The sequence below is a fragment of the Spirulina sp. CCNP1310 genome (assembly GCF_034932185.1).
Lineage (GTDB): Bacteria > Cyanobacteriota > Cyanobacteriia > Cyanobacteriales > Spirulinaceae > Spirulina.
The window spans coordinates 52,513-79,029 of sequence record NZ_JAYGHW010000094.1; the positions used below are offsets into that span (position 1 = coordinate 52,513).

Genomic DNA, 26,517 nt, shown 5'->3' on the forward strand with positions numbered 1-26,517 from the left:
CCCCAACGGGTTCAGCGTTCCGCCAAAATTTTTCCTATCCTAGCCCCTTAGGGGTTGGCCGGAGGCAATGTCAAAATCGTGCGGGGTGGCGGAGTGTTTATGGTCAACACTTGAGGCGGTGTCGCATCGGGGGGATAAAGGAAATCCACCTGTACATCTCGCCGTTCCCCCGGTCGGAGACGTAATTCAACCAAGGGTTCTGCCCGTTGTCCCCGCCGTTGTACTAAATGAAAATATCGTTCCTGATCCCGATTGAAATCATCACGATAGCGGAACCGCACCGAACCCCGGAAGAAAATCCGATCCTCCGGCGGATTCAAAAACACCAACCGATCCTCTAAATTTTGCTTCAAAGGGGTTTGAATCGTCACCGTTACCGTTTGGGACTCACTGCTGGTGTTGTGGAGGGGCAGCGTCAGGTTGTAATGGACGGCATAGTTGCCATGGGCCCGCCGCGCTGTATCCCCATAGCGCACCAGCATCGGCGCACTTTGAATCTGTTCTGTGCCGTGAGTGCCGGTGTCAGTGGTGCTGAGGGGATAGGAGAAGGATTGTCCCCGCTCTGGAATCGTGAGGGTTTCTGCTTTGGGGGTATCTGTGAGGGTGGCTTGCCATTCTGAGCCGACGGAAATGCCTGCAACTCGGCCATAAACATAGCGGCTGGGAGATGCATAGGGGGCCAAATCCCGAGGACTCACCAGCCGGCCATTAATGGCAACATTGCGCCATTCTCCCATCGTCGGAGTGCGGTAGGTGGTGCGGGTGACGGGGTTGGGGTCATCGGTATTGAGGTCGATGGCGGTGCTTTGCTCCGCTACTTCGTAGAGGGCGAGGTTGGAGATATAAACGGGGCCAGTACTTTCAAGGCGCATCATCGTCGAGCGGGCGCTGCTAATGGGGATGGGCATCACCGTCAGCATCCGCAGTTCTCGCGGTTGAATGACAATTTGCGAGGGGAAATAGGGCTGATTCACACCCCGGATGATGTCCCCAGCGAGGCGAGAGCCGGGGCCGGAAAAAATTTGACCATAGGGATCTTCGAGACGGGGGGGCAGCTCCACAAAGGGGGCATCATGGGAGTTGAGGTAGCTGACGGCCTGTCTGACTTTGAGCGTGACGGGACGAGCGCCGGCATTGTAGACCATCACCCCTTGGTAGAGGGTGCGGGGTTCACCGGCCGGGCGAGAAATGTGGTGGGCAAAAAAATCAAACCGACCTTCTAAGGCTTGGTTGAGGTGGGCCTGGGGAATGGCGGTGCCTTGGGGGGGGAAGGTGGAGAGCAAAATGCCTTCGGTGGCGACGACTTCAGGGCTATTGCTGTTGAAAACGGGAATGCTATCCAGTTGCCCAGGCAAGGGGCGGATTTCATGCTGTTCAATCTGATATCGTTGGGGCGCGGATTCTGGAGCAACGAAGGCGGCAGGGGTTTGGGCCAGGAGGACGGGATACAGAAAAGGCAGCATTGAGTCGTTGATTCTCCTCTAAAAGAGCGTCAATGAATGGAGGTGGTTAAGTTAAGAGACAACTTTAACATTGATATCCATACTCTATCTGCACTCTGATGGTAGATTCGGGAGAGTTCCGGCGCGATCTGCCTCCCTCATTGAATCTCCGCTGAAGATAGCATCGTTATTGGGCGCAAGTGCAATTTTAGTGGTAAGAGCATTTTTAATTAACCAAATGAGTTCTTTTGTTCTGTTAAAAAGCAAGCCAATTGTTAAAATGCCACATTCGTTACAAATCGTGACACCATTCAGGCTACAATGCCCTATTGGTGTGAGTAAGTATATATAACTAGCAATAACCCATGATGCCTACTGCCTCTTTACCTCAGCTATCGAGCGATCGCGTCAACCCCAGCGTCAGTGCCTACAACCCTGATCAGCAGCTTAAATACCTGCATTTACAGGCAGAAGTCGAAGTTTTGATCCAGCAATTACAAACCCTGAAACTGCGCCAAGAGGTAGGCTGCCACCGAGATTAATCCCGCAGGATTGCCTTCCTTGAGTCCGACCGTGCTATACTACAAAATGTAGTGCTTTACGGTGCGCCATGCGACTCAAACGCTGGGAATCCCCCCGCCGCCAAGGCCGCAACGATAAGGGCAAAGGCGGCTCGGCTCGACAAAGACAGGTGAAAAAACAGCATAAGCTTTGGAGCCAAAGGCTCAAGCAAAACCAGAATGATTCTGAAGGAGGGCGATCGCCCTCCTTTTTTTATAGGGGCAAAATAGGGGCCAAAAACTTTTGCCAGAAGCCCACGATCCCCCCGGCTGCGCCGACCCCCTTAAAAAGGGGGTTAAATCTCAAAACCCCCCTTTTTAAGGGGGGCAGGGGGGATCCTAATGCTCGCCTTCGAGAAAATCATAAAGCACCTCATCGGGTTCATCCTCATCATCCGTCAAGGGTGAATGGAGGGAAAAAGGCATGGGCAATTGAGGGGGAGTAGGGATGGGGCGGGTGAGGGATTGCACCGCATTGCGGAGGGCGGCGACTTCCGCTTCTAGGCTATCGAGGCGGGCAGTGTGGGGGCCAATGGCTTCGCCTAGATAAGTGGCGATCGCCTCGCGCATTAAATCCGTCGGGGCAATTTTCCGCTCCGCCGCCAAGCGCTCTAGCTTGCTTTTCCACAGCAGGGGAATTTCACAATGGACTTTAATTAGATCACTCATGGCAGGGGGGCTGAATTGATCCCTATCCTAGCCCATTCAGCGAATTTCATATTATTCTGTCTCAAAGGGGCAGCTTGGCAATCCGATCAATCCACTCTTCTACGTCAGAGACTGCCCAAATCAACAGTAATTCTTCGATAACTAATTCAATCGATAATTTCCTGGAGACAATGATCAATCCTGAGCTTTGATGATTGGTGATAAATTCAGCAAACTCGGATGGCATCGTTCTGCGATCATGGCTGACCAAAATACGTCCTTGCTGTGCAGCGATCGCCAATACTTCTGAATCTTTAACCCCCTCTAATTCAGCAACAAAGGCAGATTGAAAGTCAATTGTTGGTTCTCGTCGTAAAACCCCGGTGACAATCGCCTGGTTTAAATCAGCATCGGCTTGATACAAGACGGTCACGACCCTACCTGCTGCCTTGCGGCCTTAGCTGCCATGAGCTTGTCATACAAAGCAGGAGCAGTCGTTTGTAACGGTTGGGGCATAGCATCGAAAGCGGTTTCTTCGGCTGCTAAATAGGCATCGATCTCAGCACGATCAGCAAGATAGAAAGCGATCGCTCCATAAACCTGTTCAAGGGTCAGCAAGGGAAAAGACTGAACAATACTTTCCGGTGACATCCCTTTTTGAAAAGCATAGACAATGGAGTCAAGGGAAATACGGGTTCCTTCTACCCAATAGGCATTGTTTTGATACGCTATGTAAGATTTAGGGACTAAAACTGGCATAATCTTTTCGCTTTCACTAAGCTGTTATGGGTTTAAATTTCCAGGGTGATCCCCGGCTAACAGTATAAACATTGTAGCGTCAAGAGCTGATGAACACTTATTAGGTAAAGATTAACAATCGCCCCCTCACCTTCTCACAATTGCCCCCAGGGTAGTTCGGGAACCCTTGACCCTCCCCTAGGCTGGAGGGTTTACCCTGAAGGTATCCCGATATCAGCCTTGACCATGACTCAGCAAACCCTCCAACTTCAGGGCATGAGTTGCGCCTCCTGCGCCCAAGCCATTGAACGGATCGTGAGCCGGATTGAAGGCGTAGAAGAATGTCGCGTTAACTTTGGGGCGGCGATCGCCACCCTCGATCATGACCCCCAAATTGCCCCCCTGGAAAAAATTCAAGGGGCGATCGCCCAAGCAGGCTACAGTTCTACCCCCTTCGTCGATCCCTTCAGTCTCCCCAATGATGACCCTGAAACGACCCAGGGGCAACAATTGCGGGCCAAGCTAACTTTGGGCATCATCGCCAGCAGCATCCTGATGATCGGCGGCTTGCCGATGATGACCGGCCTTCATCTCCCCGGCTGGCCGATGTGGCTCCATCATCCCTATCTGCAACTGCTGTTAACCACACCGATTATGGTGTGGGTGGGGCAATCCTTTTTTATCGGCGCTTGGCAGGCAGCCCGCCATCGTCGGGCGGATATGAATACATTGGTGGCTTTAGGAACAGGAACCGCCTATGTTTATTCCCTCTTCCCGACATTTTTCCCCCAATGGTTTCGCAGTCAAAATTTAGCCCCCGATGTTTATTATGAAGTGGCGGCGATGGTGGTGACGCTGGTGTTATTAGGCAAATTTTTAGAGCATCGCGCTCAGGGCAAAACCTCCGCCGCCATTCGCCAATTGATCGGCCTGCAAGCAAAAACGGCGCGGGTGATCCGCGATGGGGAGCCGGTGGATATTCCGATTACTGCCGTCCAGGTGGGCGATCGCCTCCTCGTTCGTCCTGGGGAAAAAATTCCCGTTGATGGGATGATTGTCGCGGGTCGCTCAACGGTGGATGAGGCGATGGTGACGGGGGAAAGTCGCCCCGTGGAGAAAAACGTAGGGGATGAAGTGATTGGCGCAACCTTGAACCAAACCGGCAGCTTTGAATTCACCGCCCAATGGGTGGGATCGGCTACAGTTTTGGCGCAAATTGTCCAACTCGTCCAAGAGGCCCAAGGCTCTAAAGCACCCATTCAACAATTGGCTGACCGGGTGACGGGGTGGTTTGTGCCGGTGGTGTTGGCGATCGCCCTCCTCACCTTCGGGATTTGGTGGATCAGTACTGGAGAATTTGCCCTTGCCTTGGTTCCCACCGTAGGCGTATTGGTGATTGCCTGCCCCTGTGCCTTGGGGTTAGCCACGCCTACCTCTGTAATGGTGGGGACGGGGAAGGGGGCAGAATTAGGGATTTTAATTAAAGGAGGGGAAAGTTTAGAATTAGCCCATCGCATCCGTACTGTTGTTTTGGATAAAACCGGCACGTTAACGACGGGTAAACCGACAGTTACAAACTACATCACCACCGCCGGAATTGAACAGGAATTAACCCTTTTAAGCCAGATCGCCGCCCTCGAAGCCCCATCCGAGCATCCCCTTGGTTTGGCGGTGGTGGCTTATGGCAAAAGCCAAGGGATTAAAAATTTACCAACGGTGAAGGAGTTTGAGGCGATCGCCGGTTGTGGGGTACAGGGAGAAATTGCCGGAACAACGTTGCGCTTGGGAACGCGCCGCTGGTTTTTGGATTTAGGGTTAGATCCAGATGCCGCAATGATTCAGGATCAACCCCTCACTCAATGGGCGCACCGTTGGGAACAGGAGGCCAAAACCGTCGTTTGGATTGCCCAAGGTTCAAAAATTGTCGGTCTGATGGCGATTAGTGATGCCCTTAAACCCTCCTCCCGTGAGGTGGTGCAACGGTTGCAGCAGATGGGCTTACAGGTGATCTTACTCACCGGAGATAACCAGGAAACCGCAGCGGCGATCGCCACCCAAGCGGGCATTACCCGCACCATCGCCCAAGTGCGCCCCGGTCAAAAAGCCGAAATCATCCGCGAACTCCAAAAAGAAGGGGGCTGTGTGGCCATGGTGGGGGATGGGATCAACGATGCACCCGCTCTAGCTCAAGCCGATGTGGGCATGGCCATTGGGACGGGAACCGATGTGGCCATGGCCGCCTCCGATATCACCCTCATCTCCGGCGACCTCACCGGCATCATCACCGCCATCCAACTGAGCCGCGCCACCCTCGCCAACATCCGCAGCAACCTCTTTTTTGCCTTCATCTACAACACCCTCAGCATCCCCATCGCCGCTGGCATCCTCTACCCCTTCACGGGCTGGCTCCTCAACCCCATCATCGCCGGAGCCGCCATGGCCCTCAGTTCCATCTCTGTTGTCAGTAATGCTTTGCGTCTGAAGAATTTCCAACACCGGATTTAGGGAGAAGAGAGGATAGAGGCGAGAGAAAAGAGGGAGGTTGAGCGTTTTTCCTCACTTCTGGGGCGGACGAAAAAGGGCAAAAAATTTTTTGCCCCTACAATCTTCTCACTCCTCACTCCTCACACCTCACTCCTTCCCCCAAGAACGGTTTCCCGCCCTCGTGTTTTCGCCCCCATCAACGTTAAGATAATCAAGGCTTAAGTTATTCCTGAAAAACTCGTGCTATCCTCACTCATCGCCGACTTTCAAATTATCTTTGAGCGCGACCCCGCGGCCCGCAACTGGCTAGAAGTTTTATTCTGCTATCCGGGTTTGCAGGCACTGGTGTGCCATCGCGTCGCCCATTGGTTTTATCATCTCGGTCTGCCCTTCCTACCACGCTTGCTTTCCCATATTGCTCGCTTCTTCACCGGCATTGAAATCCATCCGGGGGCGCAAATTGGCAAAGGGGTATTTATCGATCACGGTATGGGGGTGGTGATTGGCGAGACGGCGATTGTCGGGGATTATTGCCTGATCTATCAAGGTGTAACGTTAGGCGGAACCGGGAAAGAAACCGGCAAACGTCACCCCACCCTGGGCGAGAATGTGGTGGTGGGAGCCGGGGCGAAGGTATTAGGCAATTTGCAGATTGGCAATAGTGTGCGTATTGGTGCGGGTTCCGTGGTGTTGCGGGATGTTCCTTCCGATTGCACCGTTGTGGGTGTGCCGGGGCGGGTGCTGTACCGCTCTGGGGTGCGAGTGAATCCCCTGGAACATGGCAAGCTGCCGGATTCTGAGGCGGCGGTAATTCGTACCTTAGTCGATCGCATTGAAAACCTTGAGCAGCAGTTAACCACATTGCAACAGCAGCAGGCCGGGACGAATTCGTTAGTGAAAGCGGCCTTAGGCGATCGCCCCCGGCCCCAACTCACGGCTTCCGGCAGTTGCCGCCTCGCTGATCGGGAAATCCGCGAATTTCTCGACGGTTCGGGGATTTAGGTTTTTTAATTGTGGGGGCGAAGGATTTTTTGCCCCCACTGTTTTTGATGGGGGAAAAGAGAGGGGATGGCTAAAGTAACCGTTTCAATTCCCACCTATAACCGGGTGCATTTTCTGCAAGTTGCCATTGAGTCAGTGTTGGCTCAATCCTATACCGATTGGGAATTAATTGTCTGTGATGATGGCTCCACCGATGGCACGGCGGATTTAATGGCGAATTATCAGCATGAGCCACGGATTCGCTACCTGCGCCACCCCGAAAATATCGGTAAAAGTAATAATATGCGCTCTGGGTTTTTGGCGGCCCAAGGGGAATATTTTATTAAATTTGACGATGACGATCGCCTCACCCCCGAATTTTTAGCCCGTACTGTGGCGATTTTAGACCAGCACCCAGAAATTGATTTAGTGGGGACGGATCACTGGATTATTGATGCTGACAATCAAAGGGATGAAGTGGCAACCCAGGCCAATTCCCACCAATGGCGGCGCGATCGCCTCCCCCCTGGCCCAATCGCCAATCTCCTCGCCACCGTCTTCATTGATCAAAGTTTGCAAATTGGGGCCACGCTCTTTCGCTACAGTGCCTTAAAATCGGTGGATTTTATGCGCCAAGATTGGCAAAACTGCGAAGATAATGATCTCTTGGTTCGCTTGGCCTTAGCGGGAAAAAAAGCCTATTATCTGCCAGAATTACTGATGGAATACCGCCGCCATCCGGAGCAAAACACCCCCGCCCGCGCCCGTCGCTATTTAGCCGATAAGTTGCAATATTTAGAGGCGTTTCAGTTTGAATCAGCAAATTTAGAGCAAGTGCGCCAAACCCGGTTAGCAGAAACGCGGCTGTTGCTGGGTTTACGGCTGATCGAACAGGGGGAAACCGCCCAAGGCCAAGCCCTCTTGCGGGCCTGTCCCCCTTCGTTCAAAGCAACCCTCGGTAAAATCCTCGCCCAATTCCCTGTCACGATGCGATCGCCCCTCTTCACCCTGCTCCGTCGCCTTCCGCATTCCTAGGGAAGAAAAGAGCAGAGAGCAAAGCTTACTGTTCTCCCTGAGTCCGATAAATTTATACAAATGAACTGTATCGCCCGTGTATGACAACTCTTGCAAATTTCTGATTGAAACCTATCCCGCAGACTTTGCCGCCTGGTTAATCGGTCAGCCGATCCCCCTCACCGAACTCCAACCCACTGAATTGGCGAGTGATCCCATTCGTGCCGATTCATTGCTCTTGCAAGGGGATGATGTGGTGCTACAGGTGGAATTCCAAACCCAGCCAGACCCGACGATGCCCCGCCGGATGGCGGACTATTTTCTGCGCATTCACAAGAAATTTCCCCAAAAACGGGTGAAACAGGTGGTGATTTATCTCCGCACTAGCCGCTCGCCCCTCGTCTACGAAACGGAATTTCAAGCCCAAGGGATGACCCATCGCTTTGAAGTCCTGCGCTTGTGGGAGCAACCCCAATCGGTATTCTGGGATGTTCCAGGCTTATTGCCCTTGGCAATTCTGTCCCAAGCGGCGGAAAATGATGCCGTGGGGGTACTTCAGGAAATTCAGCGTCGGATTCCGGAAATTGTGGCTGATGAAGGAATGCAGCGCAATTTGGAAGCGACAACGGCGATATTTGCTGGGCTAAAATTAGAAGCAGATGTGATTCAACAAGTGATGAGGAGTCGAGCCATGCAAGAATCAACGTTTTATCAAGCAATGATCAAAGAAGCACGTCAAGAAGGTCTTCAGGCCGGTCGTCAAGAAGGTCGTCAAGAAGGTCGCGTCAGTCTGCTCCAGAAAATTGTGCCACTCTTGCAGGGTTGGGCGATACCGATTGAGCCGATCTTGAAGGTCGCGGGGGTGACGTTGGAGGAGTTGAAGCTTGATGAAGAAGCTATTCCAGAGGATGTCGGGGAATTACCTGAAGATATGGCAGATCTAAGTTAACGCGATCGCCCCTCTTCACCCTGCGCCGCCGCCGACAGCGATCGCTACAATATTTCACCTCCTCCCAACAGGTGGCCCACTTTTTGCGCCAAGTGAAGGGGCGATCGCACACTGGGCAGATTTTTTGGGGCCAGTCCCCTTTCGCTTTTTGCCGGGGCATAGAGATTAATCGAATACCACTCGAAGATATGGCAGAATGAGACATTGAGCCAATTTTATCGAAATTGGTGGCAATCTTTCAGTGAGGCTGCACGCAATCCCATGACGGCTAACATTCCCACCCTAGCCCCCCAATACGACCCCAACACCACCGAAGCCAAATGGCAAAGCCATTGGGAAGCAGACCAGGCCTTCCGTGCAGACCCCACCAGCGGCAAAGAACCCTACACGATCATCATCCCGCCCCCCAACGTCACCGGCAGCCTCCACATGGGCCACGCCTTCAACACGGCCCTGATTGACACGCTGATCCGCTACCATCGGATGCTCGGTAAAGATGTCCTCTGTTTACCCGGCACAGACCACGCCAGTATTGCGGTACAGACGATTTTAGAGCGACAACTGCGGGAAGCGGGGCAAAGCCGTGAGGAGATTGGCCGGGAGGAATTTCTGCGCCGCGCCTGGGAATGGCGGGCCCAATCCGGCGGTACAATTATCAATCAACTGCGCCGCATTGGCCTCTCAGCGGACTGGACGCGGGAACGGTTCACCCTGGATGAAACCCTTTGTAAAGCCGTGGCCCATGCCTTTGTGCAACTCTACGAAGCCGGTTTAATTTATCGCGGTAATTATTTGGTGAATTGGTGTCCTGCTTCCCAATCCGCCGTTTCCGATCTCGAAGTGGAACCCCAGGAAGTCGATGGCCATCTCTGGCATTTCCGCTATCCCCTCAGTGATGGGACGGGGTTTGTGGAGGTGGCGACGACGCGACCGGAGACGATGCTCGGGGATACGGCGGTGGCGGTGAATCCCAGCGATGAACGCTATCAAAGCTTGATTGGTAAATTTTTAACACTGCCGATTCTCGGCCGGCAGATTCCAATTATTGCTGATGAATTTGTCGATGCTAGCTTTGGCACGGGTTGCGTGAAAGTAACGCCGGCCCATGATCCCAACGATTTTGCCATGGGGGAACGGCACAATTTGCCGATGATTACGATCCTCAATAAAGATGGCACGGTCAATGAAGCGGGGGGGGAATTTGTCGGCCAGGATCGGTTTGTGGCGCGGAAAAATGTTGTCCAGAAGCTCGATGAATTGGGGATGTTAGTGAAGGTGGAACCCTATCGCCACACCGTCCCCCATAGCGATCGCGGCAAGGTTCCCATTGAACCCCTCCTTTCAACCCAATGGTTTGTCAAAATTGACCCCCTCGCCCAACGGGCCTTAAAATCCCTCGATCAGGAATATTCCCCCCATTTTGTCCCCGATCGCTGGCAAAAGGTCTATCGCGATTGGCTCGTGCGCCTTAAGGATTGGTGTATTTCTCGGCAACTGTGGTGGGGGCATCAGATCCCCGCTTGGTATGTGGTCAATCACACCGAGGGGCAAATTACTGACCATACCCCCGTGATTGTGGCCCACGATGAGGCGGAGGCTTGGGCCAAGGCCAAGGCGGAATATGGTGAGGATGCGCAATTGGAGCGCGATCCCGACGCTCTGGATACTTGGTTTTCTTCGGGACTATGGCCCTTTTCCACCATGGGCTGGCCGGAGCAAACAGCGGATCTGGCGGCCTATTTCCCCAATAGCACCCTCGTTACGGGCTTTGACATTATCTTCTTCTGGGTGGCCCGGATGACGATGATGGCGGGTTATTTTACCGACCAAATGCCCTTTAAGGATGTCTATATCCATGGTTTGGTACGGGATGAAAATGGTAAAAAAATGTCTAAATCCGCCAATAACGGTATTGATCCCCTGGGATTGATTGCCCAGTATGGGGCCGATGCAGTGCGCTATACCCTGATTAAGGAAGTGGCGGGGGCGGGCCAGGATATTAGTTTGCAGTACGATCGCGCCACGGAAACCTCCGAAGCTATTGAAGCTTCCCGCAATTTTGCCAATAAGCTTTGGAATGCAGCGCGGTTTGTGTTGATGAATTTGGAGGGGCAAACCCCCGTCGGCTTGGGGGTTCCCGCTGCGAGCAGTTTGGAATTGAGCGATCGCTGGATTCTCTCGCGCTTCTACCACACCGTTGCCCAAACCCGCAGTCAAATTGAAGCCTACGGTTTAGGGGAAGCGGCTAAAGGTTTATATGAATTTATTTGGGGGGATTTCTGCGATTGGTATATTGAACTGGCAAAACCTCGGTTAAGGGAGGGCAGCCCAGCGGCCTCGCGACGGGTAGCCCAGCAAACCCTCGCCTATGTTTTAGATGGGATCTTAAAACTGCTCCATCCCTTCATGCCCCACGTCACCGAGGAAATTTGGCAAACCTTGCACCAATCCCCCGGTACAGTCCTCGCCACCCAACCCTATCCCGTCGTGGATGAAATTTTAGCGGATCAGCCGGAATTGCCCCCGATGGAAACCCCAGAACCGACGGGTTCCACGGGCGCGTTAACCAAACAAAAACCGCTGTTGGTGGCCTTGGGGGTGGGGGCGATCGCCTTCCTCAGCCTCAAAGTTCTCGCCACCCTCCTCGGAACCATCGAAAGCATCCCCCTCTTAGCCCCCAGCTTCCGGATCATCGGGTTCGGTGTGATCTGCTGGTTTGTCTATAAACGCCTCCTCACCGAAGAGCAACGCCACACCACCTTCAGCCAACTGCAAACCCTCTGGGGCAATGTCAGCGGCACAGTGGAAAACCAATGGGCTAAAGTCATGAGCAACCCCACCCCCCCCGTTTCCCCCTACACCCTCAGCAACCCCACCCTAGAGGAGGATTTCGACCTGATCATTGGCACAATCCGCACCGTGCGGAACCTGCGGGCCGAAGCCGAAATTAAACCCGGCGTGAAAGTCCCCATCCTGCTCCAAAGTGATGCTGCCACGGAGCGCAAGATTCTCCAAGGCGGGCAAGCTTACATCCAAGAATTGGCAAAGGGGGAAACCGTAACCATTACCGCAACGCTGACCGAAGCCGATAGTAATCGCGCCTTTGGTAGCGTCGTTGGGACGGTGCAGGTATTAATCCCCCTGCAAGGGATTGTCGAGATTGATACCCTGCGTGAAAAGCTCGAGAAGAAGTTAAGTAAAGTAGAAAAAGAAGCCGAAGCCCTGACGGGTCGTTTGGGTAATGCTAATTTTGTCAATAGAGCACCAGCGGATGTTGTTGAATCGGCACGACTTTCCTTAGCTGAAGCCCATAAACAGGCAGAAATCCTGCGCGATCGCCTCACGCGGTTGCAATAACGGCTCTCTGTTTACCCCCTGACCCATCACCCCTATGTTGTATTTAGCCCAAGTGCGAAAATATTCAAGTGCCGATGGGATCGAGCTAACCCTCCTAGCGGAGCAAAGGGCTGATCAGGTTTGGGCTGTCCATGAAGCCAAACCCTACACCGTCGCGCCCCAAGCCTTGCCCCTCATTCCCCCCCTCCAGGCGGGGATGTGGGTGTTGGTGGATTGTGACGAAGGGGGCCAACCCTTGCGGATTCAGGATGCTCAGGATTGGGTGTTAAATTTACTCCGGAATTTAGCCGCCCAAGGCGATGTGAAGCAGTGGGTGCAAACGGAGGAGAACAAAATTGAGCAATGGCGGCAGGAATTGACGCTAAAGAGTCAAGAAATGAGCATTAAAAATCTCGAATTGGAAACGCGACGGGAGCGGTTTGAGGCGGAACAGGCGGAGTTAGAAAAACACTGGCAAGCCATCCGCGAACAGGAGCAAGCTTAGGGGCAATGGCTGAGGATTTTACCGCCTTTAGTGATGCCTTGCCGCCCCAAAATTTGGAGGCGGAGGAGTCAATTTTAGGGGGGATTTTACTCGATCCGGAGGCGATGGGTCGGGTGGCGGATCTGCTCAAACCGGAGGCATTTTATGATTCCACCCATCGCATTCTCTATCAGGGCGCGTTAGCCCTCCATCGTCAGGGCAAACCCACGGATTTAATGACGGTAACGAGTTGGCTCCAGGATCAGGGAGAGTTGGAGAAGGTGGGAGGCACAGGGAAGCTGGCCCAGTTAGTGGATCGCACGGTGTCGGCAGTGAATATTGACCGCTATGCCCTGCTGATCATGGAGAAATATGTGCGGCGGCAGTTGATTGGGGTGAGTTATGAAATTGCGGAGTTGGGTTATGACACGACGTTAGAGTTAGAGCAGGTGTTGGATCGCTCGGAACAGAAGGTATTTAACCTCACCCAAGAGCGGCCCCAAGAGGGTTTGGTGCATATTTCGGAGTCATTAATTGAAGCGTTTGCGACGATTGAAAACCAGCAGGATAGTACAACAATGCCGGGGTTAAGCTGTGGCTTTTATGACCTCGATGCGATGACCAGTGGTTTTCAACGTTCGGATTTAATTATTATTGCCGCCAGGCCGTCGATGGGAAAATGTTTAACGGGGGATACGGAAATTGTGCTGGCGGATGGGTCTGTCCAAACCCTTGAGGAAATTTATCAGCAACAAGGGGCTAAGTTGTTGACATTGGGGCCAGATTGGCGATTCCATTGGACAGAACCCTCGGTTTATGTGGATGATGGGGTTAAGCCGGTTTTTGAGGTGAAAACCCGGACGGGTCGCCGCATTGAAACAACGCTATCTCATCCGTTTTTAACGATTCAAGGGTGGCGATCGCTCCACAATCTCACCGTCGGGCAAAAAATTGCCGTCCCGCGCCACCTTCCAGTTTTTGGTACAGCACAAATTTCGGCGAAAGAGATCGAAGCGTTGGCGAACTCGACTTTATTAAATATCTACCCTGTGGTTTTCAATCTTGAAAAATCTCAAGTTGCTTTATTTTTAAATCGCCTCTTCGCTACCGATGGTTGGGCTACAGCTTTAAAAAGTGGTCAATCTCAAGTTAGTTATGCTAGTGTCAGCGAAACCTTAGCCCGACAAGTTCAGCACTTGCTCCTTCGCTTTGGGATTATTGCCCGACTTTACTCTATTAAAAATAGTCATTTCTCAATTAATCAGATAGATCGATCCCCCTCAATCCCCCTTAAAAAGGGGGAGGAAGAGTTATCAAGAGTTTTAGGCAAAACAGATCAGGATCATCATCGTCCCGCCTGGCAATTGGATATTACCGATTCTGACTCTTTACAGATTTTCATTGATCACATTGGTATTTTAGGGAAAGAAGCTGCTTTAGCAAAAATCACCACTGCTTTGAGTCAGCGGCGCAAACAAACCAACTGTGATTTAATTCCGGTAGAAATTTGGGAAGCTATAGCCACTGCCAAAGGCGAAGAATCCTGGAAGTCCTTGGCTACCCGTGCCGAATTCCAATGCACGAGTAATATTCATGTGGGTAAACGCGCCCTCAGTCGTCACCGTTTGTTAGCCCTGGCCACCGCCTTAGAAGATCCAGAATTACGGGCGATCGCCACCAGTGATGTTTATTGGGATGAAATTGTCGCCATTACCCCCCAAGGGAATAAACAGGTTTACGATCTGACAATTCCCGATCATCATAATTTTGTCGCTAATGATATTTGTGTCCATAACACCAGCTTTGCTTTAAATGTGGCGGCAAACATTGCCAAAAGCCATCAATTACCCGTGGCTATTTTTAGCTTGGAAATGTCTAAAGAACAGCTATCCCAACGCCTATTAGCCAGTGAAGCGGGGGTCGAAAGTAATCGGATTCGGTCAGGACATTTAATCGGTACGGAAATGGAAAAAATTGCCGTTGCCATTGGTACATTGTCGGAATTACCGATCTATATTGATGATAGTGTCAGTTTGACTGTGATGCAGATGCGATCGCAAGTGCGCCGTTTACAAGCGGAACAAAAGGGCAAAATTGGCGCAGTGTTGATCGATTACCTCCAGTTAATGGAAGGGGGGAGTGATAATCGAGTCCAGGAGTTATCGAAGATTACGCGATCGCTCAAAGGTTTAGCCCGTGAAGTCAATGCTCCCGTCCTCGCCCTTTCCCAACTCAGTCGCGGCGTAGAATCCCGCACCAATAAACGCCCGATGATGTCCGATTTAAGGGAATCCGGCTCGATCGAACAGGATGCCGATGTAATTTTAATGCTCTATCGGGATGCTTATTATAATCCCGACTCCCCCGATCGCAATGTGGCCGAAGCGATCATCGTTAAACACCGCAACGGCCCCACCGGAACCATTCGCCTCCTCTTTCAACCCGAACTCACCAAATTTGAAAACCTGGCCAGGGAGTAAATTTGAGATGAAATCCGCTGCAAGTCAGAAACCGGGTTTCTTGCATCTCCTCGTTCTTGACGAATATACTCACAGAAACCCGGTTTCTCAAGAGGTCTCTACTCATCGCTCAAGGCTTGCTGTTGACTGGAAAACCGCTGAATTCGGCTTTGAATTTCACCTAAGATCGCTTGCAATTCTCTGAGATCACTAGGGAGGAGATGAATAGATAGAATCTTTAACAGCGGATTAACATCTACAGGATAATTTAAGAGGAGGAGCAAAATATCGTTTTCATAAATACTCGCCCGGCTAAATTGTCCCTGGCGGTAAAGGGAGGGCAACGCATAGCATTTGAGGATGATCAGCCCTTCCACCGTGGCACACCGAACGAGGCGATCGCCAAATTGTCGTTCTGCTGAAAACTGCTCTAAAATCTCTTTGAATAACTCATTTTGAGTGAGCAAAATATCAACCTGTAACTGATCAAATAAACCGCGTATAAAATTCTGATTTTCATCATTGATCACCAATTCAGGCAAAGCATTCAGATCTGCACGAGCCAAAATCAAATCAATATCTTGAGTATTGCGCCCATCCACATAACTCAGTAAAGCTACACCGCCAACCAATAAGTAATTAACCTTTCTTGCCGCCAAAGCATCAAAAAAGACTTCAATCGTTTGCAAAAATTGATCCCGTTCAACCATTGCTGTTGCCCAATTTTTGACATCAAACCAAATCCCATTGCTGATAATTTCCCCAATTGCCGCCGTCATGTTATCCCCCTCAGGCACTTGTGAAAGTGGATGGATGTGGGGGCGCAAAATTTAAACCTTTTGCCCCCATGCCTATCTATTAAGTTTAGTCCTCAGAGGAAGGATCAGCCCGTATTTCGCATCCCCGCAGCAATGCCATTAATCGTTAACAACGCCCCCCGGAGGAGTTCCTCCTTACTGTAGCGGTAGTGAATCACCCCCGAAGCCTGACTACTGTATTGCCGCAACCGTTTCAGCAACGAAACTTGCAGAAAACCAAGGGGAACAATCGTGCCGTTACGCAGATATACAGACCGTTGCAACTCCGGATCATCATCCAACAGATTGGGAGTCCCCTTAATGGCCAGAATGATTTCACGGGTGAGATTGAACTCCTCCGCAATTTGATCAAACACCTTCATAAAGCGATCGCGATCCTCCGGTTGAGATAACTCCTGGACATAATGCTGCGCCATGCGCAGATCTACCTTGGCCAGCGTCATTTCCACCTTAGAAATCGCCATCCGACAGAAAGGCCATTTAAAGTAGAAATAGCGCATCAACTTGAGGTTTTCCTCCGGTTCCTCATCCATGAAACTCTTTAAGGCACTGCCCACTCCATACCAAGCGGGGAGTAAGAACCGGCTTTGCGTCCAACTAAATACCCAAGGAATGGCCCGCAGTGAGCTTAAATCCTTCTTGCCACTCTTGCGGCGAGCCGGGCGGGAACTAATTTGCAATTGGCTAATTTCCTGAATCGGAGTCACCGCCATAAAGAAATCAATGAAGTCCGGTTGCTCATAGATGAGGTTACGGTAGCAGGTGCGCGATCGCATCGCTAACTCCTCCATAATCTCATTCCAGGGGGCAATATCATCAAAGCCGCTGCCCAATAAACTGGATTGCAACACCGCTGTTGATGCCGTTTCGAGATGATAAAGCGCCAATTCCGGTAGGGAATATTTCGAGGCCAATACCTCCCCCTGTTCCGTAATTTTGATCCGGCCATTAATCGTCGAACTGGGTTGGGCCAAAATCGCCTCATAGGCGGGGCCACCCCCCCGGCCCACGGAACCGCCCCGACCGTGGAAAATCCGCAACGCAATGCCGTACTGACTGGCGATCGCCTGCAACGCCTTCTGCGCCTTATGAATCTCCCAATTACTACTTAAAAATCCCGAATCCTTATTACTATCCGAATAGCCCAACATCACCTCTTGAAGAGGTTGCACATGGGGCAGTTGGGAATAGAGGGCATCGGGTTCCGGCGTATGGAGGCGCAACGCATCATAGCCTCCCGCCAACGTTGCCCGGTACAGTTCCAACTCAAACAGCGACTTCATCACCGCCGGGGCCCGCTTCAAATCATCCACCGTTTCAAACAACGGCACAATCTGAATCCCACACATCCCCGTTACGGGATCATATAGCCCCGCCTCTTGGGCCAAAATCAGCACCTCTAAAATATCACTGACATCATTGCTCATGCTAATGACGTAGGTGCGACAAATTTGCGGCCCAAATTCCTTTTGGAGGCGGCGAATCATCCGGAACGTTTCGATGGTTTCCGTGGTGCGCTCCGAAAAAGGAGCCTCCGCCGGTACCAACGGCCGCCGCGTCGGCAGTTCCGCAATCAACCAATCCCGCCGCTCCTGCTCCGTCAGTTCATCGTAGGGTTTGGGTAAGGCTTGGATATAGTGGGCAATTTCCGTCAGCGCCTCAGAATGGCGTAAAGACTCCTGACGCACATCTAATTCAGTTAGATAAAACCCATAGATTTCTGCCTGGGTAATCAGCTTATCGAGGTCTTGGCAAGCAATCCCCGTTTCACTTAAATTCCGTTGCAACAGCCGCAATTCTGCCAAAAACTGATCCCCAGACTGATAAATTGCCTTGGGATTGATTTCATCTAACAATTTTTGTTGATGGGGGTTGGCACTGGTGAGGAGTTGGTTGCGATCTTTGGTGTTTTCCAGTCGCTTTTGAATGTAGGCCAACTTGAGGCGGTAGGGTTCCTGACGGTAGCGAATTGCTAACTTGTCGTAAACTTCCCCTAAATGGGCGCGGTCTTGTTCGAGGGAATCGAGCAATTCCGGCATGACGTTACTCCAGTGGAGCGAGAGACTCAGTTGCAGAATCAACTCATGGACGGAGGTGAGGTATTTTTCGAGGACAATATTGCGCTGATAGCAGGCGGTGCGCCAAGTCACTTCCGGTGTAACGGAGGGGTTGCCATCCCGGTCTGACCCGACCCAGGAGCCAAAATAACAAAACCGACTTTGGGGCGGGCGGAGATGGGGAAAGGTATCTTGGAGGGCTTGCTTGAGGCGGATCGACAATTCCGGTAGGGCATCAAACAGGACTTCTTGGAAATAATGGAGGGTATAGTCTACTTCATCCAAAACGGTGGGCTTGAACTGATGCAGTTCATCAGTACGCCACCAGAGGCGGATTTCCTCATGGAGTTGATGGGAGGCGGTTTCCGCTTCCCAGGAGTTATCTAGCCCTAGGCCCCGATAGGCTTCTTCGGCTTGATCCAGTTGGCGCAGCAGGTTGGAGATGCGCCGCTGTTTGCGGCGGATCGTGTGGCGGACGATTTCTGTGGGGTGGGCGGTGAAAACGAGGCGAATATCGAGATGATCCAGGAGCCGCTGGATCTTTTTGGGGGGCATATTCTGCTGGCGTAAATAGGGAAAGAGCCAGTGAAATGTGCCTGCTTTGGGCTTGGCGGCTTCACTCTCTTGGAGGTTCTTTTCCAATTGCCGTGCGCCTAAGGGCGGTACATCAAGGGTGTTGCTGTTGGTTTCCCCGTTGGACTCTGTTACCAATGGTGGGGGGGATTGGGGCGATCGCTGCTCTTTATAGGTAGCCCTGCGCGAGAGCCGCTGTTCCCGCTGTTCGTAATGCTGCTCAATGATGTTGATCAGTTGGAAATAGAGGGCAAAGGCACGGGCAGCGCGGATCGCTTCGTTGAGGTCAAGCTGTTCAATAACCGGCAGGACGGCGGATTTATCGAGGTTGGTGGTTTGGCCCTCCGGGGAGCAGATGGCCCGGAGTTGACGCAGGAGATTGACGAGGGGTTGGCCACATTCGGATACCAAGACCGATTCCCATAGATCTTCAACCATCTTGAGGCGATGGTGCAACAGGAGCATCGAGTTGGAGGGTAGTTGCAAGGTTTGCTCTGGGGATTGAAGCAGCGAACTCATGATGGGCGATGGTTGCAGATACTACGGTAGTCTAAGGGATCTCCGGGGTTAACGCGCCGATTTCGACACGTTTAGCAACAGAGAGTTACGTTTATCAATCTAGGGATGGACGGGTGGGGAAGGGGAGAACGGGGAGGCGATCGCCCCGGAACAGTTCTGTACTCACTTCGCCCCAGGTTTGGAGGCTAGAGGCGATCGCTGCTATGGCAAAAACCCCTCCCAAAAAGGGAAGTGTGGCGATCGCCAAAAGGATGGGAGTGGGGGGGGCTAACTGTTGGGAATTCACAGGCATTTACAAAGCTGAACTGCTCAGTAGTTTAGCCGAAAAATACCCCTTTGCCTGTAGTGATTAGATCCAAAGGGTTCATACAGGAATTGTTTTTTTTGCTGTAGCCAAAAGCACGAAAAAAGGCAGATCCCCCCTGCCCCCCTTAAAAAGGGGGGTTCTGAATTGAACCCCCTTTTTAAGGGGGTCGGCGTAGCCGGGGGGATCCTAAGCATCCAGCCGAAGCCAGCCCCCCAACATTCCCTTAAACCTTCGCCTCTTCGAGGATCAACTTCGATCGCTTCACCGTTTCGGGAATCTCAATGGGATAGTTCCCCGTGAAACAAGCCGAACAAAAATCTTGGGGATGATCCCCAGTCATATTCAGCATCCCCTCCCAACTCAGGTAATAGAGACTATCCACACCAATATGGGCCGCAATCTCCTCCACGGATTTCGTCGCCGCAATTAATTGGTCTTGGGTATCGGTATCTAGCCCGTAGAAACAGGGGTGAGTGACCGGCGGCGAAGAAATCTTCATGTGGACTTCCTTGGCCCCCGCATCCCGCAACGCCTTCACCAGCTTGCGGCTTGTGGTTCCCCGCACAATCGAATCATCAATAATAATCACCCGCTTATCCACCAACACATCTTTAAGGGGATTCAGCTTCATGCGGATGCCCGTTTCCCGCATTGCTTGGGTGGGCTGGATAAACGTGCGCCCCACATAGCGGTTTTTAATCAGCGCCTCAGCGTAGGGAATTTTGGAGGTTTCTGCATAGCCAATGGCCGCCGGAACGCCGGAATCCGGCACCGCAATCACACAATCGGCTTCTGTGTAGGATTCCCTCGCCAACTGTTGCCCTAATCGTTTGCGGTAGCTGTAGATCGTTTCATCCTGCACCAAACTATCGGGACGGGCAAAATAAATCATTTCAAACACACAGAGTTTTCGCTCTGGTTTTTGCGCCCAATGGAACGAAGCCATCCCCGCCTCACTGATCCACACCAATTCCCCCGGCTCCACATCTCGGAGATATTCCGCGCCAATGATATCCAGGCCGCAGGTTTCCGAGGCGAGGACGTAGCGGTTAGGACTGCCGGGGAGCATCCCGATCACCAGGGGGCGAATGCCGTTGGGATCGCGCACCCCCATCAACCCATCGGGCGTGCCAATGACGAGGCTATAGGCCCCTTCGCAGAGTTTGAAGGCACTAATCGCCCCATCTAACCAAGTTTTACCCTGATCGACTTCATTGCCGATCGCCAGGGCGATCATTTCTGAATCCGTTGTGGTGATAAATTCGCAATCCCGCCGGGTCAGTTCTTCCCGCAATGCTTGGGTATTGACCAGATTGCCATTGTGGGCCAGGGCGAGATTGCCCAAGCGACAACGGACGATCGCCGGTTGGGCATTGACCACCAAACTCGATCCGGTGGTGGAATAGCGGGTGTGGCCCACGGCGAGATCGCCGGGGAGTTCATTTAAAATCGTTTCGTTAAAAACTTGGGAAACTAAGCCCATTTGTTTATGGCAGGTGAGGCGATCGCCCTCAAACACCGCAATTCCTGCCGATTCCTGACCCCGATGCTGGAGGGCATAGAGGCCAAAATAGGTCAACTTGGCCGCAACTTCTCCAGGGGCATAGAGACCAAAGACACCACAGGCCTCCTCCATTTTGTCAGGACGTTCTGGGGTGCGCGTCAACAGATCCGATGGGGACTCATCCAGGGGGTCGGATTGGTGGGGAAACATAGGCGGTGGCTGGCTCCAGAGTAGGGCGAAAAGCTGTAGTATAGCGAGATCCCCCAAGGGTTGGATCGATTCCGTTCCTTCAGGATTGCGCTTAACATCCCTTAATCTTCCCTTAAGATTGCCCTTCTTTACAAGGGGGAATCCCCCTAGAAATGGGATTCAATGCCCGTCAGCCAGCGATCGCGCAGCCGCTGGATCGGAATCGCCAAAGCATATTGATTATGGGGGGTCAAAATTTGCAATGTGGCCAGGGTCACGCGGCCCAACATCCGCCAATTTGTACCCAACTGCGCCGTTAACAATAACTCCCACTCCTCCTGATGGGCCGAGGCTACGGAAACCAAAATTTGCCCCGCCACCTCGCCAAACAGCACCTCATCCCACCGTTGGCTTGGCTCCTCAAACCGCAACACCGCCCCAAAATGCCCACTAATACAGCATTCCGCCAAAGCCACTGCTAGGCCGCCTTCCGCGCAATCATGGGCCGATCGCACCCAACCCTGACGAATCCCCTCCCGACAGGCCGCCTGCACCTGCCGCTCCCGCTCAAAATCCACCTGGGGAGGTTGCCCCGCTACCGTTCCGTGGATCGTTGCTAAATATTCTGAGCCGCCCAACGTTGTCACCGCCTCTGCCCCCAACAAATAAATCCAATCCCCCTCATGCTGCCAACCCTGGCCACAAACCTGGGTGACATCCTCCACTCGCCCCACCATACCGATCACGGGGGTGGGATAAATGGCCGTGGGTTTGCCGTTACTATCTAAAGTTTCGTTATAGAGGGAAACATTCCCCCCCGTAACCGGCGTACCCAACTCCCGGCAAGCTTCGGCAATCCCCCGGCAGGCTTCCGCCAACTGCCAATAACCCGTCGGCTTTTCCGGACTGCCAAAATTGAGGTTATTGGTAATCGCCAAGGGTTCCGCCCCCACACAGCTTAAATTGCGGGCTGCTTCAGCTACCGCTGCTTTTGCCCCTTCGTAGGGGTTGAGATAAACATAGCGGGGGTTACAGTCTGTTGTTGCCGCCACCCCTCGCCGCGTCGTCGTCCCGGCCAACTGGGGCCGCACCCGCACCACCGCCGCATCCGCACCACCAGGGAGGAGCACGGTATTGTTCTGGACTTGGTGATCATACTGGCGATAGACCCAATGTTTCGAGGCGATGGAGGGGACGGCCATGAGGCGCATCAGGATTTCATTCCAGCCGGTTAATTCCCCATCGAGGATCACCCCTTCGGTGGTACAGGGGGGCAATTGCTCAGGACTCCATTGCCAAGCGGTTTGGGCATAGGCAGGAGGTTCATCGGGGAGTGCGTGGTGGTAGATGGGCGTGTTGTTGGCCAGGGCGGTGGCGGCAATTTCAGCGGCGATCGCCCCCTTGTGAAAAATTCGCACCACCGGCTCCGCAATCACCTGACCCGCCACCACCGCCTGCAAACCCCAACGGTGGAAAATCTCGATCAGTTCCTGTTCCCGCCCCTGGTGGGCCACAAACAACATCCGCTCTTGGGATTCGGACAGCAGGTATTCATAGGGGGTCATGCCGGTTTCCCGCGCCGGGATCAAATCCAGATCCAACTCCACCCCCACGCCGCCATTGGCCGCCATTTCCGAAGTCGAGCAGGTAATCCCCGCCGCCCCCATATCCTGAGCCGCTACAACCGCCCCGGTTTTAAACGCCTCTAAACAGGCTTCAATCAGGGATTTTTCTAAAAAGGGATCCCCCACCTGCACCGCTGGCCGGTCATCGAGGGAAGCATCGGTCAATTCCGCACTGGCAAAACTTGCCCCCCCCATACCATCCCGGCCTGTCGTCGATCCCACATAAAGCACCGGATTGCCCACGCCACTCGCCCCGGATTTAACAATCGTTTCCGTTTCCATCAACCCCAAGGCCATGGCATTCACCAACGGATTGCCCCCATAGGCGGGATCAAAATAGATCTCTCCCCCCACCGTCGGCACGCCCACACAATTGCCATAATGGGCAATCCCTTCAACAACCCCGGCAAAGAGCCGCCGGGTGCGGGCATCCTCTAAAGAACCAAAGCGTAGCGAGTTTAAAATTGCAATGGGTCGCGCCCCCATGGTGAAAATATCCCGGAGAATCCCCCCCACCCCCGTTGCGGCTCCCTGGAAGGGTTCGATCGCACTGGGGTGATTGTGGGATTCAATTTTAAAAGCGAGGCGTAACCCCTCCCCTAAATCCACCACCCCGGCATTTTCCCCCGGCCCCACCAAAACTTGGGGGCCTTCCGTGGGGAATTGGGAGAGTAATGGCCGGGAGTTCTTATAACAGCAATGCTCACTCCACATCACGCCAAACATCCCTAACTCAGCCCGGTTAGGGTGACGACCGAGGCGGCGGACGATATCTTCGTATTCTTCGGGTTTAAGACCTTCGGCGGTGATTTCGGCAGGGGTGAACATAAAGACGCGGGAAAGAGAAGCACCTTTAGTTTACGCGGGTCGGGGCCATGGTGGGGAGTTGCGCCCCAGACCAAACCGGTTGCTGGCGTTGGCCATGGACAATGGGTTGATCTCCAGCGGCTAGTTGGGTTTGGCTCCGATTAACGAGCCACAATAACCAAGGCTCTTCCCCCAACACCCCGGCACGAAACAAGACCCCTTCGGGATCCAACTGACTCCAACCCAAAAGCACCGCATTGGAATGCTCAATCCCCTTAGGGCTAAGGGTTTGGGTTGTGTGGCTGTGGCGATCCCAGATCACGGCGTAGTCGGAGGCGATGGAGGTGCTGAGGAGGCCCTCAAATTGACGGGCGAGGAGGCGATCGCCTCCCTCTGACCAGGAAACTGGCAACAATACCGAGGCCATCCCCGCCGCTGCTTTACTCTGTTCAGTCTGATTGACCATTTCCACCGCCACGGGGGAGGCGGCGGTAATGGTTTGCAATTCACCCGTTTTGAGATCTTCTAAAAACATCACACTACTGACGGTGCTGCGGAAAAAGCGGGGATCAATCGCCATTTTCAAGCGACTATAGGCGGCATATTGGCCATCGGGGGAGACCATGGCCGGGCTGCGATAGTAGCGGGGTTCGAGGTGGGGGAGTTCTTGTAATTCTTGATGGGTGGAAAGGATCCATTGCCAGGGGATGGGATAGGGGCTATTGAGGGGATCGCCAAAATCTGACTCTGGGCTAGATGGAGTTTCGGAGGGGCTGGGCAAGGGTTCCCCCGTTAAAGTCACCGGATTTTTGCCCAGGAGCAATTGACGGGGGGCGGTGGGAGACTGAGCGCCCGATGGCAAAGGCAAGAGGAGGAGCGGGAGACTGCGGGGATAGGCCACAGCCGGAGGCAAAATGGTTTTCACGCTTTAACGGCAATCTTTAAAAGGGTAGGGACTTGATCGCCATTCTAAGCGGGGGAGGGGCAAGGTTAAACGGACAAATCAATGGTTTTATTGACGAAAATCTGCCCATCTCTCCGATTCGGATTGTGATCCGAGCATTGTAGGATAGAGGCTATTGTCTTTGGCTCTGAGCGGCTGTGATCGCGCCCCAATCTGACTCTTTCGATATTGCCCCAAAAACCGCCACCTGGCTCCAAAAGCTTTGGGGGCTGTGGTGGACGCTGTTCACCCTGGGCTTAGGGATGGTCTTTACGGGATCCTTGGGAATTTTAATTGCCCTCAACCAAGATCCCCCCCGGCCTAAAGCAGATCCCCCAATCCTCACCGCCCTATGGGAACGATATGGCCCTCGCCCGCGCCGCCCATCGCCCCATTTAGCAACGATCACTCAACCCTTGCCCGATGAAATTGCGACGGTGGCCGGGGCGTTGGAGCGGTTAGGCGATCGCCTCACCATCCTCGAAGCGCAGTTCGGCCTCCCCCCCTCCACCGCCACGCTGGAAACCCGCCTCGCCACCCTCGAAGCGGCCGCCCAAGATCCCCAAGGCATTAACCTCACCGCCCTACCGGCCAAACTGCCGGGCCAACGCTTTTACCTGACGTTACCCACATCCCTGGTGTTTGACGACAGCTTGCAAATTAGCCCCCAAGGGGAGCGGATTTTAAATGTGGTTTCCCAAGATTTGGCGCAATATTCAGGGGAAACGATCCGGATTGCTGCCCATATTGCCCAAAACCAGAACCCCAAAATCAATCAGGAATTAGCCTATCAATTGGCCCAAAAAACCGCCACCTATCTCCAACAGGGGGGAGCGGCCCGCTGGGTTGTGGTGGGCTATGGTGTGGAGTCAGCCCAAAATACAACGTCCCCCGTTCAACGTCTGGAAATTGCGGTGGATTGAGCCATCACCTCCAACCCCTTTGCCAAACTGTGGGAGAGGGGAGAATTGTTGATCAATCATTGAGGAGTTTTTAATGAAACTTGTGTTTTTTGGTACGCCGGATTTTGCGGTTCCTAGTTTGGAGCGGTTGCTGGCTGAACCGAATTTTGAGGTTTTAGCGGTGGTGACGCAACCGGATAAACCAAGGGGCCGGGGTAAGGCGTTGATTCCTTCACCAGTGAAGGCCGTAGGGATAGCGGCGGGCCTTCCTTGTTGGCAACCCCGCCGGATTAAAAAAGACCGGGCAACGTTGGCGCAATTACAGGCCTATGGAGCCGATGCCTTTGTGGTGGTGGCCTATGGTCAGATTTTATCAGCGGAAATTTTAGCGATGCCCCGCTTGGGTTGTATCAATGGCCATGGTTCGCTGTTGCCGGCCTATCGGGGTGCGGCCCCGATTCAATGGAGCCTTTACCATGGGGAAACGGTGACGGGGATGACGACGATGCTGATGGATGTGGGCATGGATACGGGGCCGATGTTGCTTAAATCCACGTTACCCATTGGTTTGCTGGATCATGCTCAAACGGTGGGGGAAGGGTTAGCTCGGCAATGCGGGGATCTGTTGGTGGAGACGTTGAGCGCTTTAGATCAGGGAACCGTGGAGCCGGTGGCGCAAGATCCCGAACAAGCGAGCTATGCCCCCTTGATTGAAAAAAGCGATTACCGGGTGGATTGGCAACGGGGGGCGATCGCCCTTCACAACCAAATCCGGGGTTTTTATCCCCATTGCCAGGGGGAATTCCGGGGCAACCCGTTAAAAATCCTCACCACAATTCCCCTCGTTGCCGATGTCCTCCCCCAATTACCCGCACCCTTACAAACCCTAGCCCCCCAATGGCAAGATCTCCCCATTGCTGAACCGGGAACGGTGGTGCAGATCCTCAAAAAATCGGGGCCGGTAGTGCAAACCGGCGAGGGTTTGTTATTGCTGACCCAAGTGCAACCGCCGGGCAAACGCCCCCAATCGGGGAGCGATTTCGCCAACGGGATGCGGTTAGGGGTGGGCGATCGCTTTGTTTAGGTTTAGCCTGGGGAGGGGCGTAAAATTTTTCGCCCCTACAAACACCCTCGTTACTTGGCTCTGCCAAGTAATGCAAAATTGGAGGCTCTGCCTC

At 53.1% G+C, this 26,517-nt stretch carries 21 protein-coding genes; 10 read left to right on the plus strand and 11 right to left on the minus strand.

All coding sequences use genetic code 11. The annotated features are described in order from the left end of the window. Positions 1-47: 47 nt before the first annotated feature. Positions 48-1,463: a DUF3370 domain-containing protein gene (locus tag VB712_RS17615; RefSeq protein WP_323257113.1), complete on the minus strand. Its 1,416-nt coding sequence runs from the start codon at positions 1,461-1,463 to the stop codon at positions 48-50. A gap of 347 nt (positions 1,464-1,810) precedes the next feature. Between VB712_RS17615 and VB712_RS17620 the strand changes: the two genes are divergently transcribed. Continuing rightward, entirely contained in the window at positions 1,811-1,984 is a 174-nt protein-coding gene (locus tag VB712_RS17620; RefSeq protein ID WP_323257115.1) for a hypothetical protein, read from the plus strand. Positions 1,985-2,341: 357 nt separating this feature from the next. Here VB712_RS17620 and VB712_RS17625 read toward each other — a convergent pair whose 3' ends face one another. From VB712_RS17625 to VB712_RS17635, 3 genes are all read right to left on the minus strand, one after another. Next, entirely contained in the window at positions 2,342-2,671 is a 330-nt protein-coding gene (locus VB712_RS17625; protein WP_323257117.1) for a hypothetical protein, read from the minus strand. 61 nt (positions 2,672-2,732) lie between these two features. Then, the gene (locus VB712_RS17630) at positions 2,733-3,083 is read right to left on the minus strand and encodes a DUF5615 family PIN-like protein (RefSeq protein ID WP_323257119.1); all 351 of its coding nucleotides are present in this window, start codon (positions 3,081-3,083) and stop codon (positions 2,733-2,735) included. Further along, positions 3,080-3,409 (minus strand): DUF433 domain-containing protein, encoded by a 330-nt coding sequence (locus tag VB712_RS17635; protein ID WP_323257121.1) that lies wholly within the window; start codon positions 3,407-3,409, stop codon positions 3,080-3,082. The genes VB712_RS17630 and VB712_RS17635 overlap by 4 nt, the downstream gene beginning before the upstream one ends. A gap of 225 nt (positions 3,410-3,634) precedes the next feature. On the opposite strand from VB712_RS17635, the gene VB712_RS17640 reads away from it, so the two are divergent. The 4 genes from VB712_RS17640 to VB712_RS17655 all read left to right on the plus strand — a co-directional run bounded on the left by VB712_RS17640 (position 3,635) and on the right by VB712_RS17655 (position 8,816). Then, entirely contained in the window at positions 3,635-5,893 is a 2,259-nt protein-coding gene (locus VB712_RS17640; RefSeq protein ID WP_323257123.1) for a heavy metal translocating P-type ATPase, read from the plus strand. A gap of 219 nt (positions 5,894-6,112) precedes the next feature. Beyond that, entirely contained in the window at positions 6,113-6,874 is a 762-nt protein-coding gene (gene cysE / locus VB712_RS17645; RefSeq protein ID WP_323257125.1) for a serine O-acetyltransferase, read from the plus strand. A gap of 66 nt (positions 6,875-6,940) precedes the next feature. Next, positions 6,941-7,888 carry a glycosyltransferase family 2 protein gene (locus tag VB712_RS17650; RefSeq protein ID WP_323257127.1) on the plus strand — a complete coding sequence of 316 codons (948 nt, stop codon included), beginning with the start codon at positions 6,941-6,943 and terminating at the stop codon, positions 7,886-7,888. A 76-nt stretch (positions 7,889-7,964) separates the two neighbouring features. Continuing rightward, positions 7,965-8,816, plus strand: a complete 852-nt coding sequence (locus tag VB712_RS17655; protein WP_323257129.1) for an Rpn family recombination-promoting nuclease/putative transposase — start codon at positions 7,965-7,967, stop codon at positions 8,814-8,816. Here the strand turns inward: VB712_RS17655 and VB712_RS17660 are convergent. Continuing rightward, positions 8,764-8,976 (minus strand): DUF2256 domain-containing protein, encoded by a 213-nt coding sequence (locus VB712_RS17660; protein ID WP_416236388.1) that lies wholly within the window; start codon positions 8,974-8,976, stop codon positions 8,764-8,766. The two genes, VB712_RS17655 and VB712_RS17660, sit on opposite strands and share 53 nt — an antisense overlap. A 101-nt stretch (positions 8,977-9,077) precedes the next feature. On the opposite strand from VB712_RS17660, the gene VB712_RS17665 reads away from it, so the two are divergent. The 3 genes from VB712_RS17665 to dnaB are packed head-to-tail and all read left to right on the plus strand — an operon-like array spanning position 9,078 to position 15,116. Next, entirely contained in the window at positions 9,078-12,173 is a 3,096-nt protein-coding gene (locus tag VB712_RS17665) for a valine--tRNA ligase (RefSeq protein ID WP_323257133.1), read from the plus strand. Positions 12,174-12,207: 34 nt separating this feature from the next. Further along, entirely contained in the window at positions 12,208-12,657 is a 450-nt protein-coding gene (locus VB712_RS17670; protein WP_323257135.1) for a hypothetical protein, read from the plus strand. Positions 12,658-12,662: 5 nt separating this feature from the next. Beyond that, on the plus strand, positions 12,663-15,116 hold the full coding sequence (gene dnaB, locus VB712_RS17675) for a replicative DNA helicase (protein WP_323257137.1): 2,454 nt from the start codon (positions 12,663-12,665) through the stop codon (positions 15,114-15,116). 98 nt (positions 15,117-15,214) lie between these two features. On the opposite strand, the gene VB712_RS17680 is transcribed toward dnaB, so the two are convergent. From VB712_RS17680 to VB712_RS17705, 6 genes are all read right to left on the minus strand, one after another. Continuing rightward, on the minus strand, positions 15,215-15,874 hold the full coding sequence (locus tag VB712_RS17680; RefSeq protein WP_323257139.1) for a hypothetical protein: 660 nt from the start codon (positions 15,872-15,874) through the stop codon (positions 15,215-15,217). A 104-nt stretch (positions 15,875-15,978) separates the two neighbouring features. Further along, positions 15,979-19,062 carry a phosphoenolpyruvate carboxylase gene (gene ppc / locus VB712_RS17685; protein ID WP_323257141.1) on the minus strand — a complete coding sequence of 1,028 codons (3,084 nt, stop codon included), beginning with the start codon at positions 19,060-19,062 and terminating at the stop codon, positions 15,979-15,981. A gap of 94 nt (positions 19,063-19,156) precedes the next feature. Further along, complete coding sequence (locus tag VB712_RS17690; RefSeq protein ID WP_323257143.1) at positions 19,157-19,354, minus strand: hypothetical protein; 198 nt, start codon at positions 19,352-19,354, stop codon at positions 19,157-19,159. A gap of 238 nt (positions 19,355-19,592) precedes the next feature. Further along, positions 19,593-21,083 (minus strand): amidophosphoribosyltransferase, encoded by a 1,491-nt coding sequence (purF, locus tag VB712_RS17695; RefSeq protein WP_323257145.1) that lies wholly within the window; start codon positions 21,081-21,083, stop codon positions 19,593-19,595. Positions 21,084-21,229: 146 nt separating this feature from the next. Continuing rightward, positions 21,230-23,515: a phosphoribosylformylglycinamidine synthase subunit PurL gene (purL, locus tag VB712_RS17700; RefSeq protein WP_323257147.1), complete on the minus strand. Its 2,286-nt coding sequence runs from the start codon at positions 23,513-23,515 to the stop codon at positions 21,230-21,232. Between the two features lie 25 nt (positions 23,516-23,540). Then, positions 23,541-24,419 (minus strand): hypothetical protein, encoded by an 879-nt coding sequence (locus VB712_RS17705; protein ID WP_323257149.1) that lies wholly within the window; start codon positions 24,417-24,419, stop codon positions 23,541-23,543. Positions 24,420-24,595: 176 nt separating this feature from the next. Between VB712_RS17705 and VB712_RS17710 the strand changes: the two genes are divergently transcribed. Further along, on the plus strand, positions 24,596-25,360 hold the full coding sequence (locus VB712_RS17710; RefSeq protein WP_323257151.1) for a hypothetical protein: 765 nt from the start codon (positions 24,596-24,598) through the stop codon (positions 25,358-25,360). A 73-nt stretch (positions 25,361-25,433) separates the two neighbouring features. Then, entirely contained in the window at positions 25,434-26,423 is a 990-nt protein-coding gene (fmt, locus tag VB712_RS17715; protein WP_323257153.1) for a methionyl-tRNA formyltransferase, read from the plus strand. Positions 26,424-26,517: the final 94 nt, after the last annotated feature.

Excerpts from the sequence above, each read along its gene's own strand:
- VB712_RS17615 (WP_323257113.1), bottom strand. The coding sequence starts at position 1,463 with ATGCTGCCTTTTCTGTATCCCGTCCTCCTGGCCCAAACCCCTGCCGCC.
- VB712_RS17620 (WP_323257115.1), top strand. The coding sequence starts at position 1,811 with ATGCCTACTGCCTCTTTACCTCAGCTATCGAGCGATCGCGTCAACCCC.
- VB712_RS17625 (WP_323257117.1), bottom strand. The coding sequence starts at position 2,671 with ATGAGTGATCTAATTAAAGTCCATTGTGAAATTCCCCTGCTGTGGAAA.
- VB712_RS17635 (WP_323257121.1), bottom strand. The coding sequence starts at position 3,409 with ATGCCAGTTTTAGTCCCTAAATCTTACATAGCGTATCAAAACAATGCC.
- VB712_RS17640 (WP_323257123.1), top strand. The coding sequence starts at position 3,635 with ATGACTCAGCAAACCCTCCAACTTCAGGGCATGAGTTGCGCCTCCTGC.
- VB712_RS17650 (WP_323257127.1), top strand. The coding sequence starts at position 6,941 with ATGGCTAAAGTAACCGTTTCAATTCCCACCTATAACCGGGTGCATTTT.
- VB712_RS17660 (WP_416236388.1), bottom strand. The coding sequence starts at position 8,976 with ATGCCCCGGCAAAAAGCGAAAGGGGACTGGCCCCAAAAAATCTGCCCA.
- VB712_RS17665 (WP_323257133.1), top strand. The coding sequence starts at position 9,078 with ATGACGGCTAACATTCCCACCCTAGCCCCCCAATACGACCCCAACACC.
- VB712_RS17670 (WP_323257135.1), top strand. The coding sequence starts at position 12,208 with ATGTTGTATTTAGCCCAAGTGCGAAAATATTCAAGTGCCGATGGGATC.
- dnaB (WP_323257137.1), top strand. The coding sequence starts at position 12,663 with ATGGCTGAGGATTTTACCGCCTTTAGTGATGCCTTGCCGCCCCAAAAT.
- VB712_RS17680 (WP_323257139.1), bottom strand. The coding sequence starts at position 15,874 with ATGACGGCGGCAATTGGGGAAATTATCAGCAATGGGATTTGGTTTGAT.
- ppc (WP_323257141.1), bottom strand. The coding sequence starts at position 19,062 with ATGAGTTCGCTGCTTCAATCCCCAGAGCAAACCTTGCAACTACCCTCC.
- VB712_RS17690 (WP_323257143.1), bottom strand. The coding sequence starts at position 19,354 with ATGCCTGTGAATTCCCAACAGTTAGCCCCCCCCACTCCCATCCTTTTG.
- purF (WP_323257145.1), bottom strand. The coding sequence starts at position 21,083 with ATGTTTCCCCACCAATCCGACCCCCTGGATGAGTCCCCATCGGATCTG.
- purL (WP_323257147.1), bottom strand. The coding sequence starts at position 23,515 with ATGTTCACCCCTGCCGAAATCACCGCCGAAGGTCTTAAACCCGAAGAA.
- fmt (WP_323257153.1), top strand. The coding sequence starts at position 25,434 with ATGAAACTTGTGTTTTTTGGTACGCCGGATTTTGCGGTTCCTAGTTTG.